Genomic DNA, 21,097 nt, shown 5'->3' with positions numbered 1-21,097 from the left:
TGATCGGTGCTCTGTTCGCTGACCTTTCTAACCGATTAGAGGGGCACGGACAGTGACCGCCAGGGCTCACGGCGCCTGTGGATTCAACTTCGGTTCGGGGAGTGTCGGCACGTGGAATTCTGCGCGGTGCGCCACGGCGCGACCCACGAGTGCGTACACACGGTCGTTCAGAGCGTCGCCAGGATAGTAGGCCGAGAAGATGGATTCGGCGTCGTCGGCGCTTTCGATGTCAAGCTCGGCGACGAGGCTGACGATGTCGGCGGTGTCGCGCCCAGGCCGGCTCATCGCGGCGCGGAGTTTCATGGCGAGGAGCGCGTCCGCCGGCGCCACTTCGACTCGGATGCCGTCGCGGTCGTAAAGCGGTCTCCAGTCCACGGACCTGCCCCAGTCGGGGAAGAACTGGGAGGCATTCGAGTTCAGCCAGTCCGCAGGCCAATCCCGCTCGACAGCGATCCTCTCTGCGATACGAACGAGTGCGTCGTGCGGGTCTAATCGCGCGTCGACGTCGACCGTTCGGCGGCGGTCCACGTGGGAGAGCGCGAGAGCTGCGCCTCCGACGATACTGATCCGAACGGGCCCGATCTCCGCGGCCCGTATTCGCTCGATGAGATCGTTCAGTCCGGCAATGAGTGACGCCCGGTCTAGCCCTGGAGTTTGGTCAGACACTTGCCAGCGTGCCTTCCTCGATCAGGATGCCGCGCTCCAGGAACTCGGGCGGGACACGGGTGACGTCTGGCGCATCATCCAGGGGGTGCAGATGCGGGGCCCGCAGCTCACGGTCATCGGTAATCGCTTGCTTCGTCCAGCTGGCAGCGGGGAGGCCCGCCTGGCGAAGTCGGTAAGCAACAGTTCCGGACAACGCGGCGTCCCACTCTCGGCTGCCAGTGCTTCGTGGCTGGGCGACGACGAGCGCGGCGACGACCAAGGGAGGTTCCTTGGCTAGCCCATCGGAGAGGTCGAGAAGCGCCCGGAATGCGCCATCTCTGCTGTCTTCCTCGAGGGCGTCCGCGATTCTCGCCGCGGTTTCCACTGCGCTCGGATGCGTCGCCGGAATGAGAAGAAGGCGGTGCCGGGCAGCGCGGGCGAGGTGCGCGGCGGAGGCGACCCCCGTGTCTCGCTTGCCGCGTTCCACGCCAGAGACGATCGGTTGGTACGTGTCCGCCCGGTCGGCGATCTCTGCCTGACTGTATCCGGCCGCCGCGCGCGCAGCGCGAATGAGATCCGCGAAAGCCATGCCGATCACCTCCTTATGGTTATACTCAATGCAGTATAGCAGGCACTCGGGCGAACCAGGTGGCAGTCGGTCGGCGGCCAGGAAGCACTTGCGCCCACGGCCGCGATACATCTGCGGGTACCTCGCACGGGGGCTTGCAGCCTCTCCCGGCAAGCCGCAATCCTGGTCCCTGACCGCGATTCCCGACGACGGTTGCTCGTGCCTACGCAGGTACCAACGGAGATCAGGAGAATCCAGGCCATGTCGCTCATCACCGCGGTCGTCGGCAGCAAGCTGGCCATTGCGCTTATCGCGCTCGGAACGATCACGGTGGGCGGCTCCGCAGCCGCCGCGTACACCGGCTCGCTTCCGCCCGGTCTGCAGGACGATGCGCATTCGCTCCTCGGCGCTCCGGCCGCGGCGCCTACCGACACTGCCACCGGAACGCCGACTGCAGAGCCAACCGACGACGCCACCGAAACACCGACACCGGATCCCAGCGCAACAGCCCCGGCGGGGCCGGACGCGACGGGTCCGGCAGCGCATGGATTGTGCACCGCGTTCCAGCACGGCGGCCTCGCCCCGACGTCGGTTGCCTACGCCTCGCTCGCGAAGGCCTCCGGAGGCGCGGACGGCATTGCGGCCTACTGCGCGGTGGTCCTGACGCCTAAGCCCGCAGCGGGACAGGGCGCGGGGAAGGGTGCGACGCCAACGCCGGACCCGACTTCTGATGCTCCCGAGGCAGCTGCGCAGCCGAACGGGTCCGCCGATCACTCGAGTCATGGCGCTCCCGCGGCGCCGGGCGGTTCCGGCCACTCCGGCGGAAGTCACGGGCGCCCGTAGCCTCGCCTCGATCGACCGGCGAGATGGAACAGCCCGCCTCAGAGGTTCACACGGCCCACCAGGTTGACCCGGATCCCGACACGGTCGAGCATCGCCGCCTTCGCCGCGAGCGCCTTGTCGGCGGTCTCCGCGTCCGGCGCGTAGGCGACCTGGGCGTGGTTCGCCTTATGGCGCGCCATGAACTGGTCGCGCGTGACGTCGTGCAGCACCACGTTGGCGATCGGCCACTCCGGGTTGGTGGCGTCCTTCCGTCGCTGCGTCTCCTCCGCCGGCAACTCCACGACGGTGGCGCGGAAGATGTCGGCCTGCAGGATGCCCTCGGCGATGAAGACGCGCGAGATCACGACCTCGCCGGGCTGGGAGACGCCGTTGATCGTGGCGCCGCCGGCCGGGAAGAAGACGTGGCCCTGGCGCCATCCCTCCGCGTTCTGCCAGCCGCCCAGGTGAGAGGCCGGCACCGAGCCGGAGATCTCGTAGACCCATACGAACTCGCCGTCGAACTCCTCGCCCCAGCGGACATCGTGGAGGGTGTTGTCGGGCACGAGTCCCATCGCGCGCCACACGCGGTCGGTCACGAGCGCATCGACCGCGACGCCCTCGTCGGCCTCGTTGAAGTGCGGGAAGGCGCGGCCGGCGTGCAGCTCCCGCGATCCGTCCCGGCTGAGGACCGGCGGCCGCTCGGTGGAGTTCAGCATGCCCTCCGCGAGGTCCGACGCCGGAACGAGGTCCTTCAGGCCCTGCTGGTACTGGATGCCGACGGCATCCAGTCCGAAGTCGTCCGCGATGCGCAGGGCCGCGATGTACATCCTCAGCTGCCACTGCACCTGATCGCGGGTGAGCTCGGTTGCCGCATCCTCCCCGTAGACGAAGGTCATGCCGTGGCCGATCAGCCAGTCGTAAACGCTATCCGCCTCGGCATCCGTCACGCGCAGCATCTCCGCGTACAGCGCGGATTGCGAGAGGCGCTCCTTGTACACGCCGATGCGGTTCAGCAGCTCGTCGTCGAAGATCGCGTTGTACATGCCCATGCAGCCCTCGTCGAACACGCCGATGATGGCCTTGTCCGTCAGGAGCTGATCGCCGAGCGCGCGTCCGAGGGCCACCTCCGGGGTGCCGGGCAGCTCCGGCAGGGGACGGACGTGGGAGGCGTCGTGCACGATGGCCCCCGTCTCCACCCACTCGCGCAGGCCGTCGCGGAACCAGTCGTCGGTGAAGTCGACCGACCAGGTCGTCGCGTACGGCTTGCCCATCTTCGTGAGGCCCGCGTTCAGTCCCAGGAGGCCGACGAGCCCCGGCCAGTCGCCGGCGAAATTCGCGACCGTCAGGATCGGCCCACGGTGCGTGCGGAGCCCGGCGAGGATGTGGTGGGAGTACTGCCAGTTCGCGATCGCGACGACGAGCGGCGACTCCGGCGGGATCTTCGTGAAGATCTCCATGCCCATCCGCTGGCTCGAGATGAAGCCGTGCCCGGTCGCCGGGTCGACACCGAACGGCCGGATGACCTGCCAGCCCAGCTCGTTCAGCACGCCGGTGACCGCGGCCTCCAGTTCGACCTGTGTCGGCCATCCCGCGAGGTTCGCGGATTCGCGCAGGTCGCCGGAGGTGATGAGATAGGCCGTGCGCTCCGGGGCGTCGGGCCGCACGGGGGTCGGGGGCAGTGCGTAGTCGGTCATGTCGTCTCCTGTGGTGTGAGGTTCTGCGTGCCGTGTGGATGTCGCGCGCGCGCCGCGTCTTCGGCTGCCGTGGCCGCGATGCTGTCCTGCAGCCGGCTCCAGAGCGCATCGAGGTTCGCCCGGTTGCCGGCGGTGAGCGCCGCCATCGGTCGACGGCACGAACCGCACGCAACGGCGTACTTGCCGACCAGGTACTTGGCAGCCGGGAACACTCCTTCGCGGATCATCCCGTCGAGCGTCTCGTTGATGCGCACCTGCACCGTCCGTGCGCCGTCGAGGTCGCCGGCCTTCACGCGCGCCCGCAGCGAGCGGAAGAGCTCGATCTGCAGCCCGACGGTCGTGCCGATGGAGGCGGTCGCACCCATCATGAGGGCGGGCAGGTAGAGCTCGTCGAAGCCGTTGATGAGCTTCACGTCCGGATACTGGGCCACGAGACGTTCCGCGCCGAACAGGTTCTGCGAGGTGTGCTTGATGCCGACGACCTGGGGGAGCGACAGCAGCGCCTCATACCCTCCCTCCACCACGTCGCGACCGGTGAACTGGGGGATGTTGTAGACGATGAACGGGAGGCCGACCTGGTCGATGACGGCACGGTAGTGAGCCACGACCTCCTCCGTCGAGTAGTGGTAGTAGAGGGGAGGGATCATGGAGACGGCCGCGACGCCCGCCTCTTCCGCCGCCTGGGCCAGCCGGATCGCGTCGCGGGTCGTCATGGCGCCGACGTGCGCGATGACGGGGACGCGTCCCGCCGCGGCGTCGACGGCGGTGCGTGCGGCGGACTCGCGCTCTTCGAGCGACAGGAGCATCCCTTCGCCGGTGGACCCTCCGATGTAGATGCCCTCGACTCCGCGCGCGATGTCGATGTCGACGAGTGCCGCGAGGTTGTCCAGATCGACCGACTCGTCCGCACGCATCGGAGTGGGGGTCGCGGCGATGATCCGCTCACCGATGACGTCGCTCACCATGCGGTCCAGCCCCCGTCGACCACGAGGTTCGAGCCCGTCATGTAGCGGGAGGCGTCCGACGCGAGGAAGATCAGCGCGCCGTTGTACTCGTCGGCCTGCGCCATCCGGCCGATCGGGATGCGGGCCTCGTAGTTCGCGTGGAACTTCTCGTCCTGCGTCTCCCGCCACACTCCGGCCGGCGTCAGCGTATTCACGCGGATCCCGGTCCGGCCCCAGTAGGTGGCGCAGTACCGGGTGAGGTTGTAGATCCCCGACTTCGCGGCCGAATAGGCGACCGGCTTGATGAACGGCACACCCGTATCGACCGCCTTGTACGCATAGATGTCCTGCACCGGCGATACCATCCCGTAGATCGATCCGACGTTGATGAGCGACCCTCCGAGTCCCGCCTCTCGCATACGGCGGCCCGCTGCCTGAGTGACGAGGAAGGTGCCCACGAGATTCGTGTCCACGACCTCCCGGAACACCTCGGCGGGGAACTGCTCGAACGGGCCGGACACCTCCGGTGGCGCGCTGGGCTGCGTGTCGATGCCGGCGTTGTTGACGACGATCGTCGGGATGCCCCAGGCATCGACGACCCGATCGAACGCGGCCTCTACGCTCGCCTGGTCGGTGATGTCCAGCTGGACCGCCATCAGCCGGTCCCGGTCCTGCGCGATGCCCAGGCGTTCGCCCGCGTCCGCGTCGGCATCGCGGGAGGTCACGACGACGCGTGCCCCGCGTGCGTGCAGCGCCCGGGCGAACTCGGCGCCGATCTGGCCGAACGCACCTGTCACCACCGCGATTCTGCCCGCCACCGAGAACAGCGGATCTTCGGTTCCATCCATCGAGTTGATCTCCTTGCCCGTGGGACTTGCGTCCACGTCCTGTGTCAGATGCGGTGTTCCGCGAGGTAGTCGCGGTCGAGGACCAGGCCGTGTCCGGGCGCGGTGGGCGGGTAGTAGACGCCGCGGCGCGTCTCACCGGTCGACGAGAAGATGCCGAGGTCGGTCCACGTCCCGCCGTCCGTCATCTCGGCGTACGAGATGTTCGGGACGGCGGCGAGGATGCTGGCGCTGAGCTCCATCACGAAGTGCGGCGTCATCGGCAGGTTGCGGGTCCGCGCGGCCGCGGCGATGTCGAGGTATCCGGTGATGCCCCCGACGCGCCCGAGGTCGGCCTGCACGAAGTCGACTCCGCCGCCGTCGAAGTACTGGACGAACTGGTCGACCGTGTAGACGTTCTCGCCGAGTCCGATCGGGGTGCGCACCTCGCGGGCCAGCCGCGCGTGGCCGGAGATGTCGTCCGCGGGGAGCGGCTCCTCGATCCACAGCAGGTCGAACTGCTCGAAGCGCGAGAACGCGCGGAGCGCCTGGGGGTAGTTCCATCCCTGGTTGGCATCGACGGCGAGCGGGAATGCTCCCACCGCTTCGCGGATCCGCGCGAGCCGCTCGACGTCCTCCTCGAGGTCGGGCTTGCCGACCTTCACTTTGGCGGCCGCATAGCCGTCGGCCTTCCAGCGGCGCACCTGCTCGACGACCTCGTCGGCGGAGAGGTTCAGATTGATGCCGCTTCCGTACAGAGGGACGCTGTCGCGCACCCGGCCGATGATGTCGATGACGTTGACGCCCAGGCTCTTGCCGAGGAGGTCCCAGGCCGCGATGTCGAACGCGGAGATCGCGTGGGTGGTGACACCTGCGCCGCCGATGTCGTGCACGAAGCGGTACGCGCGATTCCACAGGCCACGCGGTGACACCCGCTGGCCCACCAGCGTCGGCGCGATCTCGTGCGCGAGCGCGCCGATCGTGCGGGCGCCCATCCCGGAGGTGTGGCTGAAGCCCGTTCCGACCAGGCCGTTGTCGCCGTGCAGGTCGACCACGGTGACCTCGATGTCGGTCACCCGGTGGATCTGGTCGCCCCACGGGCCCTGGGGGAGAGGCACGCGCGCGAGCGAGATCTCCGCCCCTTCGATACGGGGGATCCCGGTGGTCAGCCGACCGGATCCTGTCTGCAGAATCGTCATGTGTTGCCTTTCGAGAGGTGGAGCGGGGAGCGGCTCAGCCTTTGACGGCGCCGGCGGCGAGACCGCCGATGAGCTGCTTCTGGACGAGCATGAAACCGAGGAGGACGGGCACCGCCGCGATGACGCCGCCGGCCGTCAGCAGGTCCCAGCGGATCTGGTAGTCGCCGATGAACAGCTGCAGGCCGATCGGGATGGTCTGGCTCTTCGTCGACGAGGTGAACGTCAGGGCGTAGAGGAACTCGTTCCACGAGAAGATGAAGATGTAGGTTCCCGCGGCCGTCAGCCCCGGCCTCAGCAGGGGGAAGAGGATGTGGCGCACCATCTGGAACTTGGTGCATCCATCCACGGTCGCTGCTTCGTCGAGCTCCGGCGGCAGCCCGTCGAGGAAGCCCTTCAGCAGGTAGGTCGCGAACGGGGTCGCGAAGGTCGTGTACACGAGGATCAGGCCGGCGGTGGTGTCGAGCAGGCCAGCGCCCTTGAGCATCGTCGACAGCGGGATCACGAGCAGCACTGCCGGGAACAGCTGAGCGATCAGCAGGACGGTCAGCAGTGCGCCGCGGCCACGGAAACGGAAGCGCGACAGCGAGATGGCTGCGGCGGACGCGACGATCAGCGACAGCACGACCGTCCCCAGCGCAGCCAGCAGACTGTTGCGCATGTAGGCGAGGAACGGCGTCGTCGTGAAGAGCTCGACGTAGCCCTGCACGCTGAGCGCGGACGGGAGCTTGCTCATCCCGTTCGCGACCAGGTCCTGATTCGGCGTGAACGAGGTCAGCAGCATCACGAGGTAGGGGCCGATGGTCGCGATCATCCACCCGGCGATGAGGACATACAGCCCCACCCGCCCGACCCGGCGCGCGGAGGAGGATCGACGTCCCGGCGGCGTGACGGCCGGCATGCGCTCGGTGCGCGGGCCGTCGATCGTGCCGAGAGCGTTCGCGGTCATCGCTTGACCCCCTTCGTCTGGGTGAGGCGCAGGTAGATCACGACGAGGATCGCGAGCACGATCGCCTGGACCACGGCGTAGGCGGCGCCGCTGCCCAGCTGTCCTTGCTTGTAGGCCGTGAGGTACGACTGCAGCGGGATGGTCGTGGATGCGATCCCCGGGCCGCCTCCGGTGAGGACATACGCGAGATCGATGTAGTTCGCGGTCCAGATGAGCCGCAGCACCAGCGTGATCAGCACCGTCGGGAGGATCGACGGGACGACGACGTGCCGGAACACTCCGAGCGGGCCGCATCCATCCGTCCTCGCCGATTCCTTCAGCTCCTCGGGGACCGCCTGCAGCGCCGCGAGGACCATCACCGCGAAGAACGGGATGCCCTGCCACGCATCGATGACGATGAGCGTCGGCAGCGCTGTGTGCGCGTCGGAGAGCCAGGCGACGGGATGCGTCATGATGCCGAGGTGCTCCAGGACGGTGTTGACCAGTCCTCGGTTGGGGTCGAGCAGCCAGAGCCAGATCAGCGCCACCAGCACGCTCGGGGTCGCCCACGGGATCATGGCCAGGCCCCGGACGGTGCCGCGCAGCCGGAACTTCTGGTTCAGGAGCAGCGCCCCGATGACCCCGAAGATCAGCTGCAGGCAGACACCGCCGACGGTCCAGAAGACCGAGTTCCCGACGAAGGCGCCGAACTGCGGATCCTGGAACAGGGCGACGAAGTTGTCGAACCCGAGGAAGCCGACGGTGCCCCCGAGGAGGGTGGTCTTCGTCAGCGAGAGCCAGATCGCGCGCAGGAACGGGTACGCGACGAAGACGAGCAGCAGGATCAGCGTCGGCGAGACGAAGAGGAGGATCGTGGGGTCGAAGCGACGTCTGACGCCGCCTCGACCCCCCGCGACTGTGGTCGTCATGTCACTTCTTCTTGAGCCCTGCGGCGAGCGCCTGCAGCATCTTCGCGCTGGTCAGCTGTCCGGAGAACGCCTGCTGGATGGTGGGGGACCAGGTGGCGTTCACGACGGTGGTCGTGCCGGGCAGCTGCGGCCAGCTCTTCGCCGTCTTGGCCGCGGTGATGGCGACCTGATAGGCCGGGTCCTTCGTGAACGCCGCGTTCGCTGCGACGGCTTTGGTGACCGGCAGCTGCCCCTGCGGGGAGGTGCTCATCTTCAGCATCTGCGCGTCGCCCAGCAGGAACGTCTCCCACTGCCAGGCGAGCTCCTGCTTCTTGGAGTTCGCGAAGATGACGTTGCCGCTCATCGACTGCACGGTGGACGGCTTGGAGGGGTTCGCGGCCGGCACGGGGATGACTCCGACGCCGTCGCCGAACTGCTTCCGGACGGCGGCGAGCGAGCCGATGTGGTGGATCATCGTGGCCGTGGTCCCGGCGAGGAAGTTGCTCTGCACCTGCGAGAAGGCGGCCGTCTCCGATCCCGGAGGCGCGTACTTCGCCAGGTCGAGGTACTTCTGGTTCACCGACTCCGCCGGAGCCTTGTCGAGGATCACGTTTCCGGACGAGTTCACGAACTGTGCTCCGCCCGCGAGCATCCACGCGGCCCACTGGTCCTGGCCGCCGGCGCCACCGCGGACGTCGAACGCGTAGTGTCCGTTGCCGGTGAGCTTCGGAGCGTCGGAGAGCATCTCGCTCTGCGTGGTCGGCGGCTGGAGGCCGGCATCCGCGAACAGCTTCTTGTTGTAGTACATGTACAGCGCGGTGTTCTGGTGCGGCATCATGTAGATCCGATCGCCACCGGGCACCTTGCCGGCGTCCCAGGCGCTCGGCTCCACCGACGACTTGCCCTTCCACGCGTCGATGCGGTCGTTGAGGGACGCGAGCACCCCGGCGTCCACGAACTGGCCGATCCACGAGTCCTTCATGCGCGCCGCATCCGGGCCGTTGCCGCTGCTGATCGCAGTGGACAGCTTGTCCAGGTACTGCGCGGCGGGAACGACCTGGAGGGTGACCTTGCCGTGGCCGCTCTGAGCGTTGAACTCGTCGGCGAGCTGCTGCCAGGTCGTGTCGGTCGCGTTGTCCTGCCAGAGCCAGTAGTTGATGGTCTGGCCGGTCGTCGACGCGCTGGTGGTCGTCGTCGAGCCGGCGCCGGTGGCGGAGCATCCGGCCAGCGCCAGCGCGGATGCCGCGATCGCGCCGATGACGACGGATGCGCGAACCTTGTGTTGCTTCATTGCAATGCCTTTCGGAAGGGTTCTCAGTGCGTTCGGGGGGAAGGACCGGATGGATGCGCGGCGCGCTGCGTCTCTCGCGAGGCCGTCAGCCGCGCACGCACATCGAAGAAGTGGACGTTGAGCTCGTGGACCGCGAGAGGGGTGTCGCCGGCCTCCAGAGCTTCGACGATCGCCGCATGGTGGCGGGCGGATGCCGGGAGGTCGCTGCCGACCTGGAGCTGCTCGGACGACTCGTCGAACATGTGCCAGAATGCGGCCACGAGGCCGTGGAAGGTCCGGTTCTCGACGTGCGTGTACAGGACCTGGTGGAACGCCGCATCCTCGTGGATGAAGGGAAGCCCCTGGGCGGCTTTGGACTCCATCCGATCGACGAGGCGCCGGAGCTCGCGCAGCGTCGTCGGCGACATGTCGGCGACGGCCGCGGAGAAGAAAGCCACTTCGAGCACGCGCCGGACATCGAGCATCTCCTGCATGAGCTCGATCGACGGTTCCATGAAGCGTGTCAGCGTCTCGACGACGGACTGCATGCTGAACTCGCCGAGCACGCGCCGCGAACCCTGCTTCGCCACGACCAGCCCGAGAGCCTGGAGCGCTGCGAGCGCCTCCCGCAACGCCGGCCTGCTCACGGACAGGTCGTGGACGAGGTCCTGTTCTGACGGCAGCGGCTCGCCGGGCAGCAGTTCCAGCTCACGGAAGTGCTGGAACAGCCGCAACTCAAGTTCGATAGGCATCGCTGGCTCAACTTGTCTGACATTGGAGGGGTCGATCCGGTTGTAATCGCGTCACCACGCTACGAATACGTGGAGATTCAGGGCAATGTCCGGCGGCGAATTGTGCCGAATTGTCTGACAAGTGCGGCCTGCGGTGTGCGCGCTCGTCAGGCAGTGTGTGGGGTGATGCACCACGTGATTCACCACCCCTGTACTGGGGTCCCGATCGTTGTCCGCCCGCAACTAGCGTGGATTCGCCCGACAGTTGCGAGGAGAACACATGAGCACGCCTGCTGATTGGTACGACGACGGTTCCGGACGACTCCGGTGGTGGGACGGCACACAGTGGACGGACCACTTCGCCGACCAGCAACCGCAGATCGTGGACACGACCGGCGATGTCATCGATACCGCTCAGAGGCAGGGTGTCTTCGCGAAGGTGAAGGGAGCGGCCGTGTCGGTCGCTGCCGAAGCTCGGGCGAGCATCGGCTATGCGGCGAGCACTGCAGCTGCCGTGCCCGACGATGCCGAGGTGGAGGTTGCCGTCGCCGGCGATGACGTCCCGCTGTACGAAGTGGTCTCCCACATCGACGGGAAGAACGCCAAGGTGAAGCTCTGGCCGGACCGGATCGAGTGGGAACGCGGCCGCGGCGTCTCCGCGGGAAAGATCACCGCTGGTGTCTTTACCGGTGGGTTCTCGCTGCTTGCCACGGGCGTGAAGGGTGGCAAGGACGCGTACGAGATGCTGCCGATCAACCAGATCACCTCCGTAAGCAACCGCAAGGACGGCATGCTGTACCACCTGGTCGAGGTTCAGAGCGCCGGCGGGACGGTCGGGTTTCGCGTCAACCGCGACGATGCCGCCAAGTTCCGCGAGGCGATCCTCAACCTGATGCAGGCGCGTGCCGCGACCCCGGTCACCGTGCAGGTCGCGAACGCAGCACCGGAGCAGCCGGCTGTCGCCGCCGCTGCAGACCACGTCGCCCAGTTGCAGCAGCTCGCTCAGCTGCGCGACGCCGGTATTCTCACGGACGACGAGTTCACGACCAAGAAGCAGGAGATCCTCTCCCGCATCTGAGCGATGAACCGAAAGACGGGGCGCCTCCGATCTGGAGACGCCCCGTCTTCGTGTCGGTGGCCGGGGGATCAGCCTGCCGCGACAGTCCAGGCGCCGTCGGACTTCACGACCACGACGGTCGGTCCGGCGAACATCGGCACCTTGCCGGAGTACGCACCGATCGTGTTCACTGCAAGGTTCGGGATGGCACCGCCGTACTGAATGACGGCGAAGTTCCCCTGGCCCTGGTTGGCGAACGCCCAGTTTCCTGCAGCACCGCTGTACTTGTACACCTGATCGCCGGTCGCCCCTCCGGGGAGAGCCAGATCCGGTGCCGCGCTGATCGGGCTGATCGTGATGTTCCATGCCCCGTCGGCCTTCACCTGAAGGTTGACACCGGCGTTGCCGATGGCGTTCATGCCGTAGGCGGTGACACCGGAGTAGTTGCCGATCGTGTTCACCAGGAGGTCTCCGGTCGGCTGATTGGACGCGTCGAGGACGTTCAGCGAGAAGTTCGACGCGCCCTGGTGGCTGGCGGTGACGATCGCCGCTTTAGCTCCGGCAGGCAGAGCGATGACGCTGTCGCCGGTCCCGGTCTGGTTGACCGGCGCGAACGTCCCATATGTCGTGTCGTAGGCAGCGTTCGGGTTCACGGTCGCCTTGGTCGGTGCGGGTTTCGGCGCCGCGGACTGCGACGGCTGTGCGGCGGACGACGATTCAGGAGAGCTCGCGGGGAGGTTGCTCGCGGTGTTGGCGCCGTGGGACGCGTAGATCGAGGCGAAGATGATCCCGAAGAGAAGCGCCACTCCTCCGAGGATCGTGCCCGTCAGAGGGATGGTGCGCTTCGCGGGCTTCCGGGTGAGGGTGATGATTCCGAAGATCAGGGCGAGGATGCCGAGAATGATGCTGAGCGGGGCGCTCGGGGTGAACGAGAAGATGACGCCGATGATCCCGAGGACGAGGGAGGCGACGGCGAGCCCGTTGCCCTTCTTCTTCGCGGGCGGAGGCGGCGGGACCGTGCCGACGGCGGCGTACCCCGCCGGGGGCGGCGGGACAGCTCCTGGGGCGGCGTAACCGGCCGGGGGCGGCGGGAGAGCTCCAGCGGGAGCGTTGGCATATCCGGGTGCTGGTGGGGCCGGAGGCGGCGGAACTGGGCCGGCGGGCTGGAAGTTCGGGGTGGGAGCCGGGGGCGGCGGCGGGGCGGCTCCTCCGTCGGGCTGCGCTGCGTTGGGGTTCTGGGGCTGGGGCTGGTTCGGATCGCTCATATCTCTCCCAGCTTGGCGAACGCTAAGGAAACATTCAGCCCCCAGAAAGGGTGAGCGGTGCGTTACGCCCCGGAACGGGCGACCACCACCGCCAGTTCCGTCCTCGTCCGCACACCCCACTTGGTGCGGATGCCGGAAAGGGTGGACTTCACCGTTGTCTCCGCGACGAAGAACTGCTGCGCGAGTTCCGCGTCGGATGCTCCGGTGACCAAGGCCAGCGCGAACGCCTTCTCGCGCTCGGTCAGCTGCGTCATTTTTGCCCGCGCGTCTCGGCGCACGTCGTCGCCGCGGGAGTCCTGCACCCAGGCCGCCAGCTGTTTCGCCGCCCGCGGGGAGAACGCGGCATCTCCGGCCGCAACCTGGCGGACGGCCTCGAGGATCCGGTGGGGGTCCTCGTCTTTGAGCATGAATCCTGCAGCGCCGGCGGTCACCGCGTCGAGGACACGTCCGTCCTCGTCGAAGGCGGTCATCATCAGGAATCGTGGACCGGTCCCGTGGAGTGCTTCGACAACAGCGACACCATCCATCCGCGGCATTCGCACGTCGCAGAGAACGACATCCGGGCGATGGGCCGCAACTGCTGCGGCGACCTCGTTTCCGTCCGCGCATCGGCCGACGACCTCAAGATCGGTGGCCGTGCTCAAGATCATCGTGAGACCGTTCGCCGCCATCGTGTCGTCGTCAACGACAAGGACACGGATGGGATGGTCGGCCACGGAGCAAGCCTAGCGATCAGCGGCGACAGGATGGGCTGGCCGCAGCACAGAGTCTCAGCGGGAGGGGATCACCGCGTCACCCAGGGCAGCCACGCGATGAGGGTGAACGCTCCATCGGGAGTCGGCCCAGCTTGAAAGGACCCGCCGACCAGGGCGACCCGTTCGCTCATGCCGGTGAGGCCGTGACCTCCGCCGACCGATGTCGGGTGCGCGCCAGGGGTCAGCCAGTTCGTCGCGGTGATGCTCACTCCCGTCTCGGGTCCGCCGCGGACCTCCACGCGGACGGCCTGACCCGGTGCGTGTCGGCGGACGTTGGAGACGGACTCCTGCACCAGCCGGTAGCAGGCGTGCGCGACCTGCGGGTCACAGGTCGCCGCATCGGATACGAGAACCTGGGCGCGAACATCCACGCCGTCTCGGAGCGCCTCGTCGATCAGGCTGGCGATGTCGACCAGCCCGCTGCTCGGGCCGGCGGCGCCGGGGTTGCGGAGGACATGGACGACGTGGCGCAGCTCGTCAAGGGAACCTTGCGCCGTCTCACGGACTATTCGGGCGGCCGCAGTCGCCTGCTCGTTCCCGTCCACCGTCAGTTCGAGTGCACCTGCATGCAACGACAGCGAGGAGAGACGGGCCGCCAAGGTGTCGTGGAGCTCGCGAGCGAGCTCCTGTCGTTCGCGTTCCAACTCCACCTCCCGGTGGAGGACGGCGACGTTCCGGGTCGCCGCCGCGGTGTCGAGCTGAGCGGCGTCGCGTTCCCGGCGGATGCTTCGGAGGAAGCCGAACCCCGCGAACGGCCCGACAGCGAACGCGGCGACGATCGGAACCGACCAGAACAGCGCCAACCGGGCCGGTGTCCCCTCCGCGGGCTCACCGACGAAATCGGACAGCAGCGACACATGGGAAGCGACATCCCAGCAGAAGCTGACAACGGTCGCTGCGTACACCCCCACGATGAAAAGCCACCGTCGCCACCCAGCCGTCACGGCGGTCACAGCCGCGCAGGCGACCAACGCCGTCAACGGGGTGGTCGGGAAGACGAGGGTGAGGGCGACGGCGATCACTGTGACGAGGACAGGCCACCGATGTCTCCAGACCAGCAGCACGGATGCGGCGATCATCAGCCACGTTCCGGCCAGCGCCAGTGTCTTGATGCCTGCCGGGAACGTGGAGGGCGGCGTCCCGTGCATCCCGCCGGCGGAGATCGCGAGCAGGGAGCACAGCACCGCCAGCGCGATCGACCCGACCAGCGCCCACGCACGCCGAGCACGGGAGCGCACCGGGGCGGCGGAGGCGACAGCAGGCGGAATCGTCATGGACCTGATCGTAGAGGCGACCGCCGACCAGCCCCACCGGCTTTCGGGGGATGCGGTCCCCTCCTTTCGGTCACCCCAGCCGGACCGAACCGACGTGGCAGCCTCCTGACGCGCTGCGGTCTGCTGGATCACGTCGAACAGACCACACACCAGGAGGCCAGATCATGTCCCGACGCACCACTATCACCCTTGCCGCTGCAGCCGTCATCGCCACGGCGCTCACCATTACCGGCTGCTCGGCCGGGAGCGGCACGACCACAGCGGGCGGGGCCGCCGCCGGCGCCGCGACCTCGGCGCCGGCAGCGCCGAAGGCGCCCGGATTGAACACGCCGGTGACGGTCGGCTCATTCGAGTACACCGCAACCGGTTCCAAGGACGCAGGTACCACCGTCGGCACGGCCCCGCTGTCGCAGACCGCGCAGGGCACCTTCATCGAAGTGGACCTGACCGTCAAGAACGTCGGCAACAGTGCGGCGACGTTCCTCTCGAACTACGTGAAGCTCGTCGACGGTTCCGGAAAGACCTTCGACGCCGATCCGACCGCCACGCTGTACGCCAGCCCGGACCAGTCCGCGTGGATCGCCGCGATCAACCCCGGCAACAACCTCACCGGTCCCATCCTTTTCGACGTCCCCGCCGGGACCAAAGCGGTCAGCATCGAGGTCTCCGACAACGCATTCTCCGCGGGAAAGACGATCGACCTCGGCTGAGCTCCACAGACTGGGCGGCGGACACAACCCGAACTGTCCGCCGCCCGCCCGCGTCGAAATCAATTGCTCCCCGCGCGTCAGATCCGAGGCCCTCGTCCGTCTATGAAGAGAAGCCGTCGAACGCGCTGCCCTCGTGCTCGCGCGTCGCCGGCGCCGTGGTCGAGAGGAGGGTCGGATGATCGGTCTGGTCGTGGGGGCGTGCGTCGAGGCGGCGCTGGTCGGTGGAGGGGTCTGGTGGCTTCTCAGTCCGACTCTCGAGGCGAGCATCGGGATCCAGGCGGCCTGGGTGCTCTTGGCGTTCCTGTACGTCGCTGCGCGGTGGACGGTACTGGGGCGCGAGGCGCGACGTGGTGCGCGACCCCGGCCCCGGAAGTGGGTGGTGATCCGCCTGCTGAATGCGATCGTCAGTCCGGCCGTCGCGGTGGTCGGCGTCCTGTCCGGATTCTTGATCGTCACGGGAACGATCGCTCCCGCCGCGGTCAGCGAGAACCTGAGAGCTGTCCCGCTCGCTCAGATGGTCGCGGTGTTCGGCATCTTCGCGGGGTGGGCGGTGATGCACCTCGGCTACGCAGACCGCTATCAGCACCTCAACGAGAAAGAGATCGCCCGCGCGGGCTCACCGGGTTTCGCGTTCCCCGGCGACGCCAGTGCGTCGCGCGTCTCCTTCGCGTACTTCGCCTTCACCGTCGGAACGTCGTTCGCGACCTCGGATGTCAACGTTCTCACCCCGCGAGCCCGGCACATCGTCACAGGCCACGCCGTCCTCTCATTCGCCTACAACACCGCGGCCCTCGCCATCGCCATCGGCTTTCTCACCAGCGGCTGACCTCCGGCCGGTCGTGACGACGCGTCTTGCGATGACAGGCGTCAGCAATTGGAGAGAAAGGCGTCTAGGTACACGGGTGCAGCGTTCGGCCTTGGCCTTGCACTGTTCCACACGGGCCGCCTCGGCCCTGTACCTCCATAAAAAGGAAAACATTCAATGCGAAACAAAACTCTGTCCCTGTCGGCTGCCGCGGTTCTCTGTGCACTCACCATCGGAACACTCGCGGGTTGCGGTGCCGTCGCTTCGTTCACTGTCGACGGGGTGTCCATTCCGGAAGGCAAGGCGACGGTGAAGACCAAGGGTGCGGCTTCCGAGATCGTCGACTCGGGTGCGACCGTCCACGCCAAGGCGAATGCCCCGGTGGCTCTGACGCTGAACAAGGCGAACGCGAACGTGATCTGTGACGACTCGACGTCTGAGATCGACATCCAGGGACTCGGCGGCACCGTCAGCGTCTCCGGCGCGTGCAACGTGGTGAACATCTCCGGCTTCGGTGCCACCGTGAACCTCGGCGCGGTCCAGGACATCACGCTGGAGGGTGCGAGCAACACGGTCGATGTGGACTCGGCAGAGACTCTGTCGGTCGCCGGCGTCAGCAACAAGGTCACCTACGGCAAGGTCACGACCATCGGCCGCGTCGAAGGCATCGACAACCGCACGCGCGTCCGCTGAGCATCCCGCGGACCGAATCGGCGTCCGCATTCCCGCATCAATCCAGACCACGAAGGAATCTTCATGACAACAGTTGAGAACGACCAGAAGTCCCTCTTCCAGGCCAGCTCGAGGTGGAACAAGATCGCAGTCGCGGGGTTCGTCCTCGTATTCTTCTCCGGCGTGCTCGGCATCATCTTCGGCGCCATAGGGCTCTCCCAGACCAGCCGCACCGGCGACCGGGGTCGCGGCCTGGCCGCCTCGGCGATCGCAATCGGCATCCTGAAGACCATCGGACTCGTCAGCAGCTTCGCGTTCTGGGGACTCTGGGGATACTGGGGCTTTTAACCCGCCCCGCCACACTGGGAGGTCCTGCGTCGCGGGGCCTCCCTCCCATCTCGCCGGGTCCGAAGCCGTTCTCGCCCCCCCCGGAATTCCTCTTGACACCGTCACCGCCCGGCGTAACCTGAGGCTTGCTCATTAATCCGTGCGTCGAGCGCGGTCGAATGTGGATGTCGAAGGAGTCATCATGCGCGAATTATCGAAGTGGAAGAAGAAGGAGGGAATGGGCCTCGGCCGGCGCATTCTCGTGACGATGGCAGCGACCGTGGCGCTCGTGGGAGTCGCCGCTACGCCGGCCCTGGCCGATTCCTGTGCGAACGTGAGCCGTCCCGCGCCGCAGGGATGGACGCCCGCGACGACCTACCAGGCGCCGCTGGTCCAGGGAGGCTGGGTCTGGCTCCCGAGCCTCACGTCGGTTTTCGGACCCGGTGACTTCCCGCCGTTCTGGGGCAAGGTCACTCCGGGAACCGAGGACTCGATCCTGCTGAACGCCCCGGGGAGCAACGGAAACTTCACCAATGGGAAGACCCTCTCGCTGCTGGGAGTGTCCGCGATCTGCGATGGGAGCAGCCAGGCGTTCGTCGTGCGCCAGACGGATCACGGCATCCAGACCGGGTGCGAGTAGCCGTCACCTCAGCGCAGGTCGTGACCGTCCGACCGTCCCGCAACGCGGAGCGCCGTGGATGCGGCGTCCAGTCCGGACCACGGTCCCTCACCGTCGAAGACGGCGATGCCGGACGTCCGCAGGACCACCTCCTCGCCGGCGAGAAGCGACGCCAGCTGTTCCATGCCGGGATTGTGACCGACGAGGAGCAGCGTCTGCACGGTGTCCGGCACGCCATGGACGATGTCGAGGAGCTGGTGCGCGGATGCCGCATACACGCGGTCCTCGGAACGCGCTGGAGGGAGCGGTTCGAGCTGGGCGGACGCCAGCTCCCAGGTCTCGCGGGCGCGCCGCGCGGGGGACACCAGGGCCAGGTCGATCCGGCCCGCGTGGTCGGCGAGCCATCGGCCGGCGAGCGGAGCCTGGGCCGTGCCGCGCTCGGCGAGCGGCCGGTCGATGTCCGGGACGGATCCGGACCAGTCGGACTTGGCGTGGCGCAGCAGGATGAGGATGCGGTCGGTCGTCGTCACGCTGCCAGTGTCCCGCACGAGGGGGCGGCTGGGTACTGTCGGGGTGGATTTGGATTTCCCGGTGGTCAGTCCTGAGGGGGACGACGCAGACGCTTGACGTCGGTGCGGCGCTTCTTCGCATCCAATCGCCGTTGCTTGGCGCCGCGGCTGGGCCGCGTCGGTCTGCGTGCAGGCGCCGGCGGCAGGAGGGCGTCGGCCACCAGGTCGGCCAGCCGTGTGAGCGCGGCCTCCCGGTTGCGCAATTGCGCGCGATGCTCGGATGCCGCGATCGTCAGCTTCCCGTCGGCCAGCCGACCGCTCAGGCGCTCGAGGAGCCGCTCCCGCTGAACCGGTGACAGAACGGCGGAGCCCGCCACATCCCACACGAGTTCCGCACGGGAGTCGGCGGTGTTCACTCCTTGCCCGCCCGGGCCGGACGACCGCGAGAACCGCCACGCGAGCTCGGACTCGGGGATCGTGAGCCCGGCGTCGACGCGAAGGCCGGGGCGATGGGCAGCGGGCATGGGTCCATCATCCTCTCCAGGCTCGGGACGCGGAGGCGCGCCGCGCATCCGCCTCCGCCGACCAGGTCCGGGGCCGGGACGGGGTGGGCTAGCATTTCGGAATGACCAACCCGGCTCGGATAGACGACGTGTCGATCGGTGGCGACGCCATCCGCCTCGGGCAGTTCCTCAAGTTCGCCGGGCTCCTCGACTCCGGCGGAAACGTGAAAGAGGCCATCATCGACGGCTACGTGACCGTGAACGGCGAGGTCGACCGCCGCCGCGGACGGCAGCTCCAGCTCGGAGACGTCGTCACCTTCGAGGGCCGCAGCGTCCGCGTCTGCGCGTGAGGACGATGTCGGTGGACGGTTCGATCGAACGCAAGGGAGGCGTGACCCTGCTCGTCCGGTTCGTCGCCGTGGCCGAGGAACTGCACTTTCCGCGTGCGGCGAATGCGCTGAACATCCCTCTCGCCTCTCTCTACTCATCGATTGCGAAGCTCGAAGAAGAAGTGGGATCGCCCCTCTTCGTCCGAAGCTCCACGGGCACCCGGCTCACCACCGCCGGAACCCTCTTTCTCGCGACGGCGCGGGAGGAGATCGCTGCGGCCCCTGCGCCGCCCCAGAAGCCGGCCGTTCCCGCCGGCGGAAAAGCCAAAGCCTCCAAGGGCAAAGGCCGTGCCCCGGCGGTGAAAGGGCAGCCGAAACCGTACAAGAAGCGTCAGGGGCGCTAGCCTTCGCATCCACATGTGCGGGTCAGTGGTGCTCGGGGAGGAGCGGCGTCGACGGTGCGGGGCCTTTAGTCCGACCCGTGCTGCAGGCCGGCGCACAGCAGCTCGGCCAGCGTGGTCAGGTCCTCGAGGGGGTCGTCCACCTGTCCGTGCGGTTCGCCCTCGACCGGCTCGTCGGTCAGCGGGGGAGTCGTGACGATCGCTCCCCACGCCAACGCGGCGGCACGGAGTCGCTTGCCGCCGACCGGGATGTGGAGGCTGCCGGCCAGGACCTTCTCGATCGTCGCGTACAGGGCGCGCCGGTGGGCGGCCAGCTTGGCCTTGACCTCCGGATGCGAGTGCTGCTCGCGCCACACGATCACGCGGATCACGTCGGAGTCCGCCTGCACGCGGAAGAGCTTCTGGCTCAGATTCAGCAGGGACCGGACGGGCTCGCCCGGTTCGATGAGCGGGTCGGGATCGATCTTGCCCGGGCCCAGTCTTTCGCCGACCAGAGCAGCGAGGATGTCCTTCTTGGACGGGAAGTAATAGAACAGCAGGCCCTTGGGGACTGCTGCCGCCGTGGCGATGGCCGACGTCGCCGTCGCGTCGAAGCCGCGTTCGGCGAACAGGGTTTCGGCTGCGTCGAGGATCCGCGTGCGCGCTTCTGCTGTGGTTTCCACGGTCTGCTGCCGCCGCTTCGATAGGGCGCGAGGGGCCGGAAGCCGGCCCCTCGCGGTGGGGTGTTCTAGTGCGTTGCCTGCGGGTGATGCGTGTGCATTGCCGGCTGGAGGGCCAGGAGGCCGACGACCAGCGCGACGACACCCGTTATCCACGATGTCCAGGCGGCTCCCGTCGCCGTGGCATAGCCGCCCACCCACGGGGAGATGATGAGCAGGACGCCGAGAACGGCGTGGATCCATTCCATCGCGACGAGTCCCGGCATCGCCAGGCTCCACACTCCCGATGCGATCAGCAGCACACCGAGGACGATCATGATCGGCATGGATGCGCCCATCTGGTGCGTCCAGATCGTCGACAGTGCCGCGTAGAGACCGGCGGCGACAGCCACCCAGTCCTGCCAGCGAGTCCACTTATTCATCGAAACCAACATCCCTTCGCCAGTTGGCTCCCGGTCTGGGGGTCACCTCCATTATAGGTTGATTGACCGCCCGATCAAATAGTTGTTTCTCTTGAAGGAGATTCGAAGGAGTTCCGTTCGAATCTCCTTCAGTACTGCCATTCGAAGGAGATTCGACACCCGATCTCCTTCGATACACCCGGAGCGGTGACGGCAGACGCGCGTGGCAAAACGCCTGCGTCAACGCAAAGACCGGTGTACCGTTGCGGGCAATAGACCGG

Annotated in this window: 26 protein-coding genes; 9 read left to right on the top strand and 17 right to left on the bottom strand. The window is 67.6% G+C overall.

What is annotated here, in order from left to right; translation table 11 throughout:
- Positions 1 to 66: 66 nt before the first annotated feature.
- Both BM287_RS12975 and BM287_RS12970 read right to left on the bottom strand, forming a co-directional pair.
- On the bottom strand, positions 67 to 666 hold the full coding sequence (locus tag BM287_RS12975; RefSeq protein WP_090040394.1) for a DUF6036 family nucleotidyltransferase: 600 nt from the start codon (positions 664 to 666) through the stop codon (positions 67 to 69).
- Positions 659 to 1,234: a helix-turn-helix transcriptional regulator gene (locus BM287_RS12970; protein WP_090107321.1), complete on the bottom strand. Its 576-nt coding sequence runs from the start codon at positions 1,232 to 1,234 to the stop codon at positions 659 to 661. The genes BM287_RS12975 and BM287_RS12970 overlap by 8 nt, the downstream gene beginning before the upstream one ends.
- A 240-nt stretch (positions 1,235 to 1,474) precedes the next feature.
- Here BM287_RS12970 and BM287_RS12965 point away from each other — a divergent pair, with 240 nt between their 5' ends.
- On the top strand, positions 1,475 to 2,056 hold the full coding sequence (locus BM287_RS12965; RefSeq protein ID WP_090040401.1) for a superantigen-like protein SSL4: 582 nt from the start codon (positions 1,475 to 1,477) through the stop codon (positions 2,054 to 2,056).
- Between the two features lie 38 nt (positions 2,057 to 2,094).
- Here the strand turns inward: BM287_RS12965 and BM287_RS12960 are convergent, their stop codons facing one another.
- Genes BM287_RS12960 through BM287_RS18220 form a run of 8 tightly spaced genes read right to left on the bottom strand, consistent with a single transcriptional unit; the run spans position 2,095 to position 10,551 of the window.
- Complete coding sequence (locus BM287_RS12960) at positions 2,095 to 3,729, bottom strand: fucose isomerase (protein ID WP_090040402.1); 1,635 nt, start codon at positions 3,727 to 3,729, stop codon at positions 2,095 to 2,097.
- Positions 3,726 to 4,694 carry a dihydrodipicolinate synthase family protein gene (locus tag BM287_RS12955; protein WP_090040403.1) on the bottom strand — a complete coding sequence of 323 codons (969 nt, stop codon included), beginning with the start codon at positions 4,692 to 4,694 and terminating at the stop codon, positions 3,726 to 3,728. The genes BM287_RS12960 and BM287_RS12955 overlap by 4 nt, the downstream gene beginning before the upstream one ends.
- On the bottom strand, positions 4,688 to 5,521 hold the full coding sequence (locus BM287_RS12950; protein ID WP_090040404.1) for an SDR family oxidoreductase: 834 nt from the start codon (positions 5,519 to 5,521) through the stop codon (positions 4,688 to 4,690). The genes BM287_RS12955 and BM287_RS12950 overlap by 7 nt, the downstream gene beginning before the upstream one ends.
- Before the next feature lie 44 nt (positions 5,522 to 5,565).
- Complete coding sequence (locus BM287_RS12945; RefSeq protein ID WP_090040405.1) at positions 5,566 to 6,696, bottom strand: mandelate racemase/muconate lactonizing enzyme family protein; 1,131 nt, start codon at positions 6,694 to 6,696, stop codon at positions 5,566 to 5,568.
- Between the two features lie 34 nt (positions 6,697 to 6,730).
- Entirely contained in the window at positions 6,731 to 7,642 is a 912-nt protein-coding gene (locus BM287_RS12940; protein ID WP_090040406.1) for a carbohydrate ABC transporter permease, read from the bottom strand.
- Positions 7,639 to 8,550, bottom strand: a complete 912-nt coding sequence (locus tag BM287_RS12935; RefSeq protein ID WP_090040408.1) for a carbohydrate ABC transporter permease — start codon at positions 8,548 to 8,550, stop codon at positions 7,639 to 7,641. Before BM287_RS12935 ends, BM287_RS12940 begins: the two co-directional genes overlap by 4 nt.
- Before the next feature lies 1 nt (position 8,551).
- Positions 8,552 to 9,820 carry an ABC transporter substrate-binding protein gene (locus tag BM287_RS12930; protein ID WP_090040410.1) on the bottom strand — a complete coding sequence of 423 codons (1,269 nt, stop codon included), beginning with the start codon at positions 9,818 to 9,820 and terminating at the stop codon, positions 8,552 to 8,554.
- A gap of 23 nt (positions 9,821 to 9,843) precedes the next feature.
- Positions 9,844 to 10,551 carry a FadR/GntR family transcriptional regulator gene (locus tag BM287_RS18220; RefSeq protein WP_090040414.1) on the bottom strand — a complete coding sequence of 236 codons (708 nt, stop codon included), beginning with the start codon at positions 10,549 to 10,551 and terminating at the stop codon, positions 9,844 to 9,846.
- 259 nt (positions 10,552 to 10,810) lie between these two features.
- Here BM287_RS18220 and BM287_RS18090 point away from each other — a divergent pair, with 259 nt between their 5' ends.
- Positions 10,811 to 11,608 (top strand): SHOCT domain-containing protein, encoded by a 798-nt coding sequence (locus BM287_RS18090; RefSeq protein ID WP_090040505.1) that lies wholly within the window; start codon positions 10,811 to 10,813, stop codon positions 11,606 to 11,608.
- A gap of 68 nt (positions 11,609 to 11,676) precedes the next feature.
- Here BM287_RS18090 and BM287_RS12915 read toward each other — a convergent pair whose 3' ends face one another.
- The 3 genes from BM287_RS12915 to BM287_RS12905 all read right to left on the bottom strand — a co-directional run bounded on the left by BM287_RS12915 (position 11,677) and on the right by BM287_RS12905 (position 14,881).
- Positions 11,677 to 12,852, bottom strand: coding sequence for a DUF4190 domain-containing protein (locus BM287_RS12915; protein WP_090040417.1), 1,176 nt, complete (start codon positions 12,850 to 12,852; stop codon positions 11,677 to 11,679).
- A gap of 62 nt (positions 12,853 to 12,914) precedes the next feature.
- A complete protein-coding gene (locus tag BM287_RS12910) occupies positions 12,915 to 13,568 on the bottom strand; it encodes a response regulator (protein WP_090040419.1) in 654 nt (217 codons plus the stop codon).
- A 68-nt stretch (positions 13,569 to 13,636) separates the two neighbouring features.
- Entirely contained in the window at positions 13,637 to 14,881 is a 1,245-nt protein-coding gene (locus BM287_RS12905) for a sensor histidine kinase (protein WP_090040421.1), read from the bottom strand.
- Positions 14,882 to 15,045: 164 nt separating this feature from the next.
- On the opposite strand from BM287_RS12905, the gene BM287_RS12900 reads away from it, so the two are divergent.
- The 5 genes from BM287_RS12900 to BM287_RS12880 all read left to right on the top strand — a co-directional run bounded on the left by BM287_RS12900 (position 15,046) and on the right by BM287_RS12880 (position 18,035).
- Positions 15,046 to 15,591, top strand: coding sequence for a DUF4352 domain-containing protein (locus BM287_RS12900; RefSeq protein ID WP_170857543.1), 546 nt, complete (start codon positions 15,046 to 15,048; stop codon positions 15,589 to 15,591).
- 175 nt (positions 15,592 to 15,766) lie between these two features.
- Complete coding sequence (locus BM287_RS12895) at positions 15,767 to 16,417, top strand: DUF1345 domain-containing protein (RefSeq protein WP_090040425.1); 651 nt, start codon at positions 15,767 to 15,769, stop codon at positions 16,415 to 16,417.
- 261 nt (positions 16,418 to 16,678) lie between these two features.
- Entirely contained in the window at positions 16,679 to 17,089 is a 411-nt protein-coding gene (locus tag BM287_RS12890; RefSeq protein ID WP_170857542.1) for a DUF3060 domain-containing protein, read from the top strand.
- A gap of 63 nt (positions 17,090 to 17,152) precedes the next feature.
- Positions 17,153 to 17,416, top strand: coding sequence for a DUF4190 domain-containing protein (locus BM287_RS12885; protein ID WP_090040431.1), 264 nt, complete (start codon positions 17,153 to 17,155; stop codon positions 17,414 to 17,416).
- Positions 17,417 to 17,597: 181 nt separating this feature from the next.
- Positions 17,598 to 18,035: a hypothetical protein gene (locus BM287_RS12880; RefSeq protein WP_139230677.1), complete on the top strand. Its 438-nt coding sequence runs from the start codon at positions 17,598 to 17,600 to the stop codon at positions 18,033 to 18,035.
- 8 nt (positions 18,036 to 18,043) lie between these two features.
- On the opposite strand, the gene BM287_RS12875 is transcribed toward BM287_RS12880, so the two are convergent.
- Both BM287_RS12875 and arfB read right to left on the bottom strand, forming a co-directional pair.
- Positions 18,044 to 18,544 carry a SixA phosphatase family protein gene (locus BM287_RS12875; RefSeq protein ID WP_090040437.1) on the bottom strand — a complete coding sequence of 167 codons (501 nt, stop codon included), beginning with the start codon at positions 18,542 to 18,544 and terminating at the stop codon, positions 18,044 to 18,046.
- 65 nt (positions 18,545 to 18,609) lie between these two features.
- Positions 18,610 to 19,047, bottom strand: coding sequence for an alternative ribosome rescue aminoacyl-tRNA hydrolase ArfB (gene arfB, locus BM287_RS12870; RefSeq protein WP_090040440.1), 438 nt, complete (start codon positions 19,045 to 19,047; stop codon positions 18,610 to 18,612).
- 101 nt (positions 19,048 to 19,148) lie between these two features.
- On the opposite strand from arfB, the gene BM287_RS12865 reads away from it, so the two are divergent.
- Positions 19,149 to 19,376 (top strand): RNA-binding S4 domain-containing protein, encoded by a 228-nt coding sequence (locus tag BM287_RS12865; RefSeq protein WP_090040442.1) that lies wholly within the window; start codon positions 19,149 to 19,151, stop codon positions 19,374 to 19,376.
- 11 nt (positions 19,377 to 19,387) lie between these two features.
- Positions 19,388 to 19,759, top strand: coding sequence for a LysR family transcriptional regulator (locus BM287_RS12860; RefSeq protein ID WP_244528260.1), 372 nt, complete (start codon positions 19,388 to 19,390; stop codon positions 19,757 to 19,759).
- Positions 19,760 to 19,824: 65 nt separating this feature from the next.
- Here the strand turns inward: BM287_RS12860 and BM287_RS12855 are convergent, their stop codons facing one another.
- Both BM287_RS12855 and BM287_RS12850 read right to left on the bottom strand, forming a co-directional pair.
- The gene (locus tag BM287_RS12855; RefSeq protein WP_090040447.1) at positions 19,825 to 20,418 is read right to left on the bottom strand and encodes a TetR/AcrR family transcriptional regulator; all 594 of its coding nucleotides are present in this window, start codon (positions 20,416 to 20,418) and stop codon (positions 19,825 to 19,827) included.
- A gap of 65 nt (positions 20,419 to 20,483) precedes the next feature.
- On the bottom strand, positions 20,484 to 20,837 hold the full coding sequence (locus BM287_RS12850; protein WP_090040450.1) for an SPW repeat protein: 354 nt from the start codon (positions 20,835 to 20,837) through the stop codon (positions 20,484 to 20,486).
- Positions 20,838 to 21,097 lie beyond the last annotated feature (260 nt).

Source organism: Leifsonia sp. CL147 (assembly GCF_900114565.1).
Lineage (GTDB): Bacteria > Actinomycetota > Actinomycetes > Actinomycetales > Microbacteriaceae > Leifsonia.
This window is presented reverse-complemented; position numbering and strand designations above follow the sequence as displayed.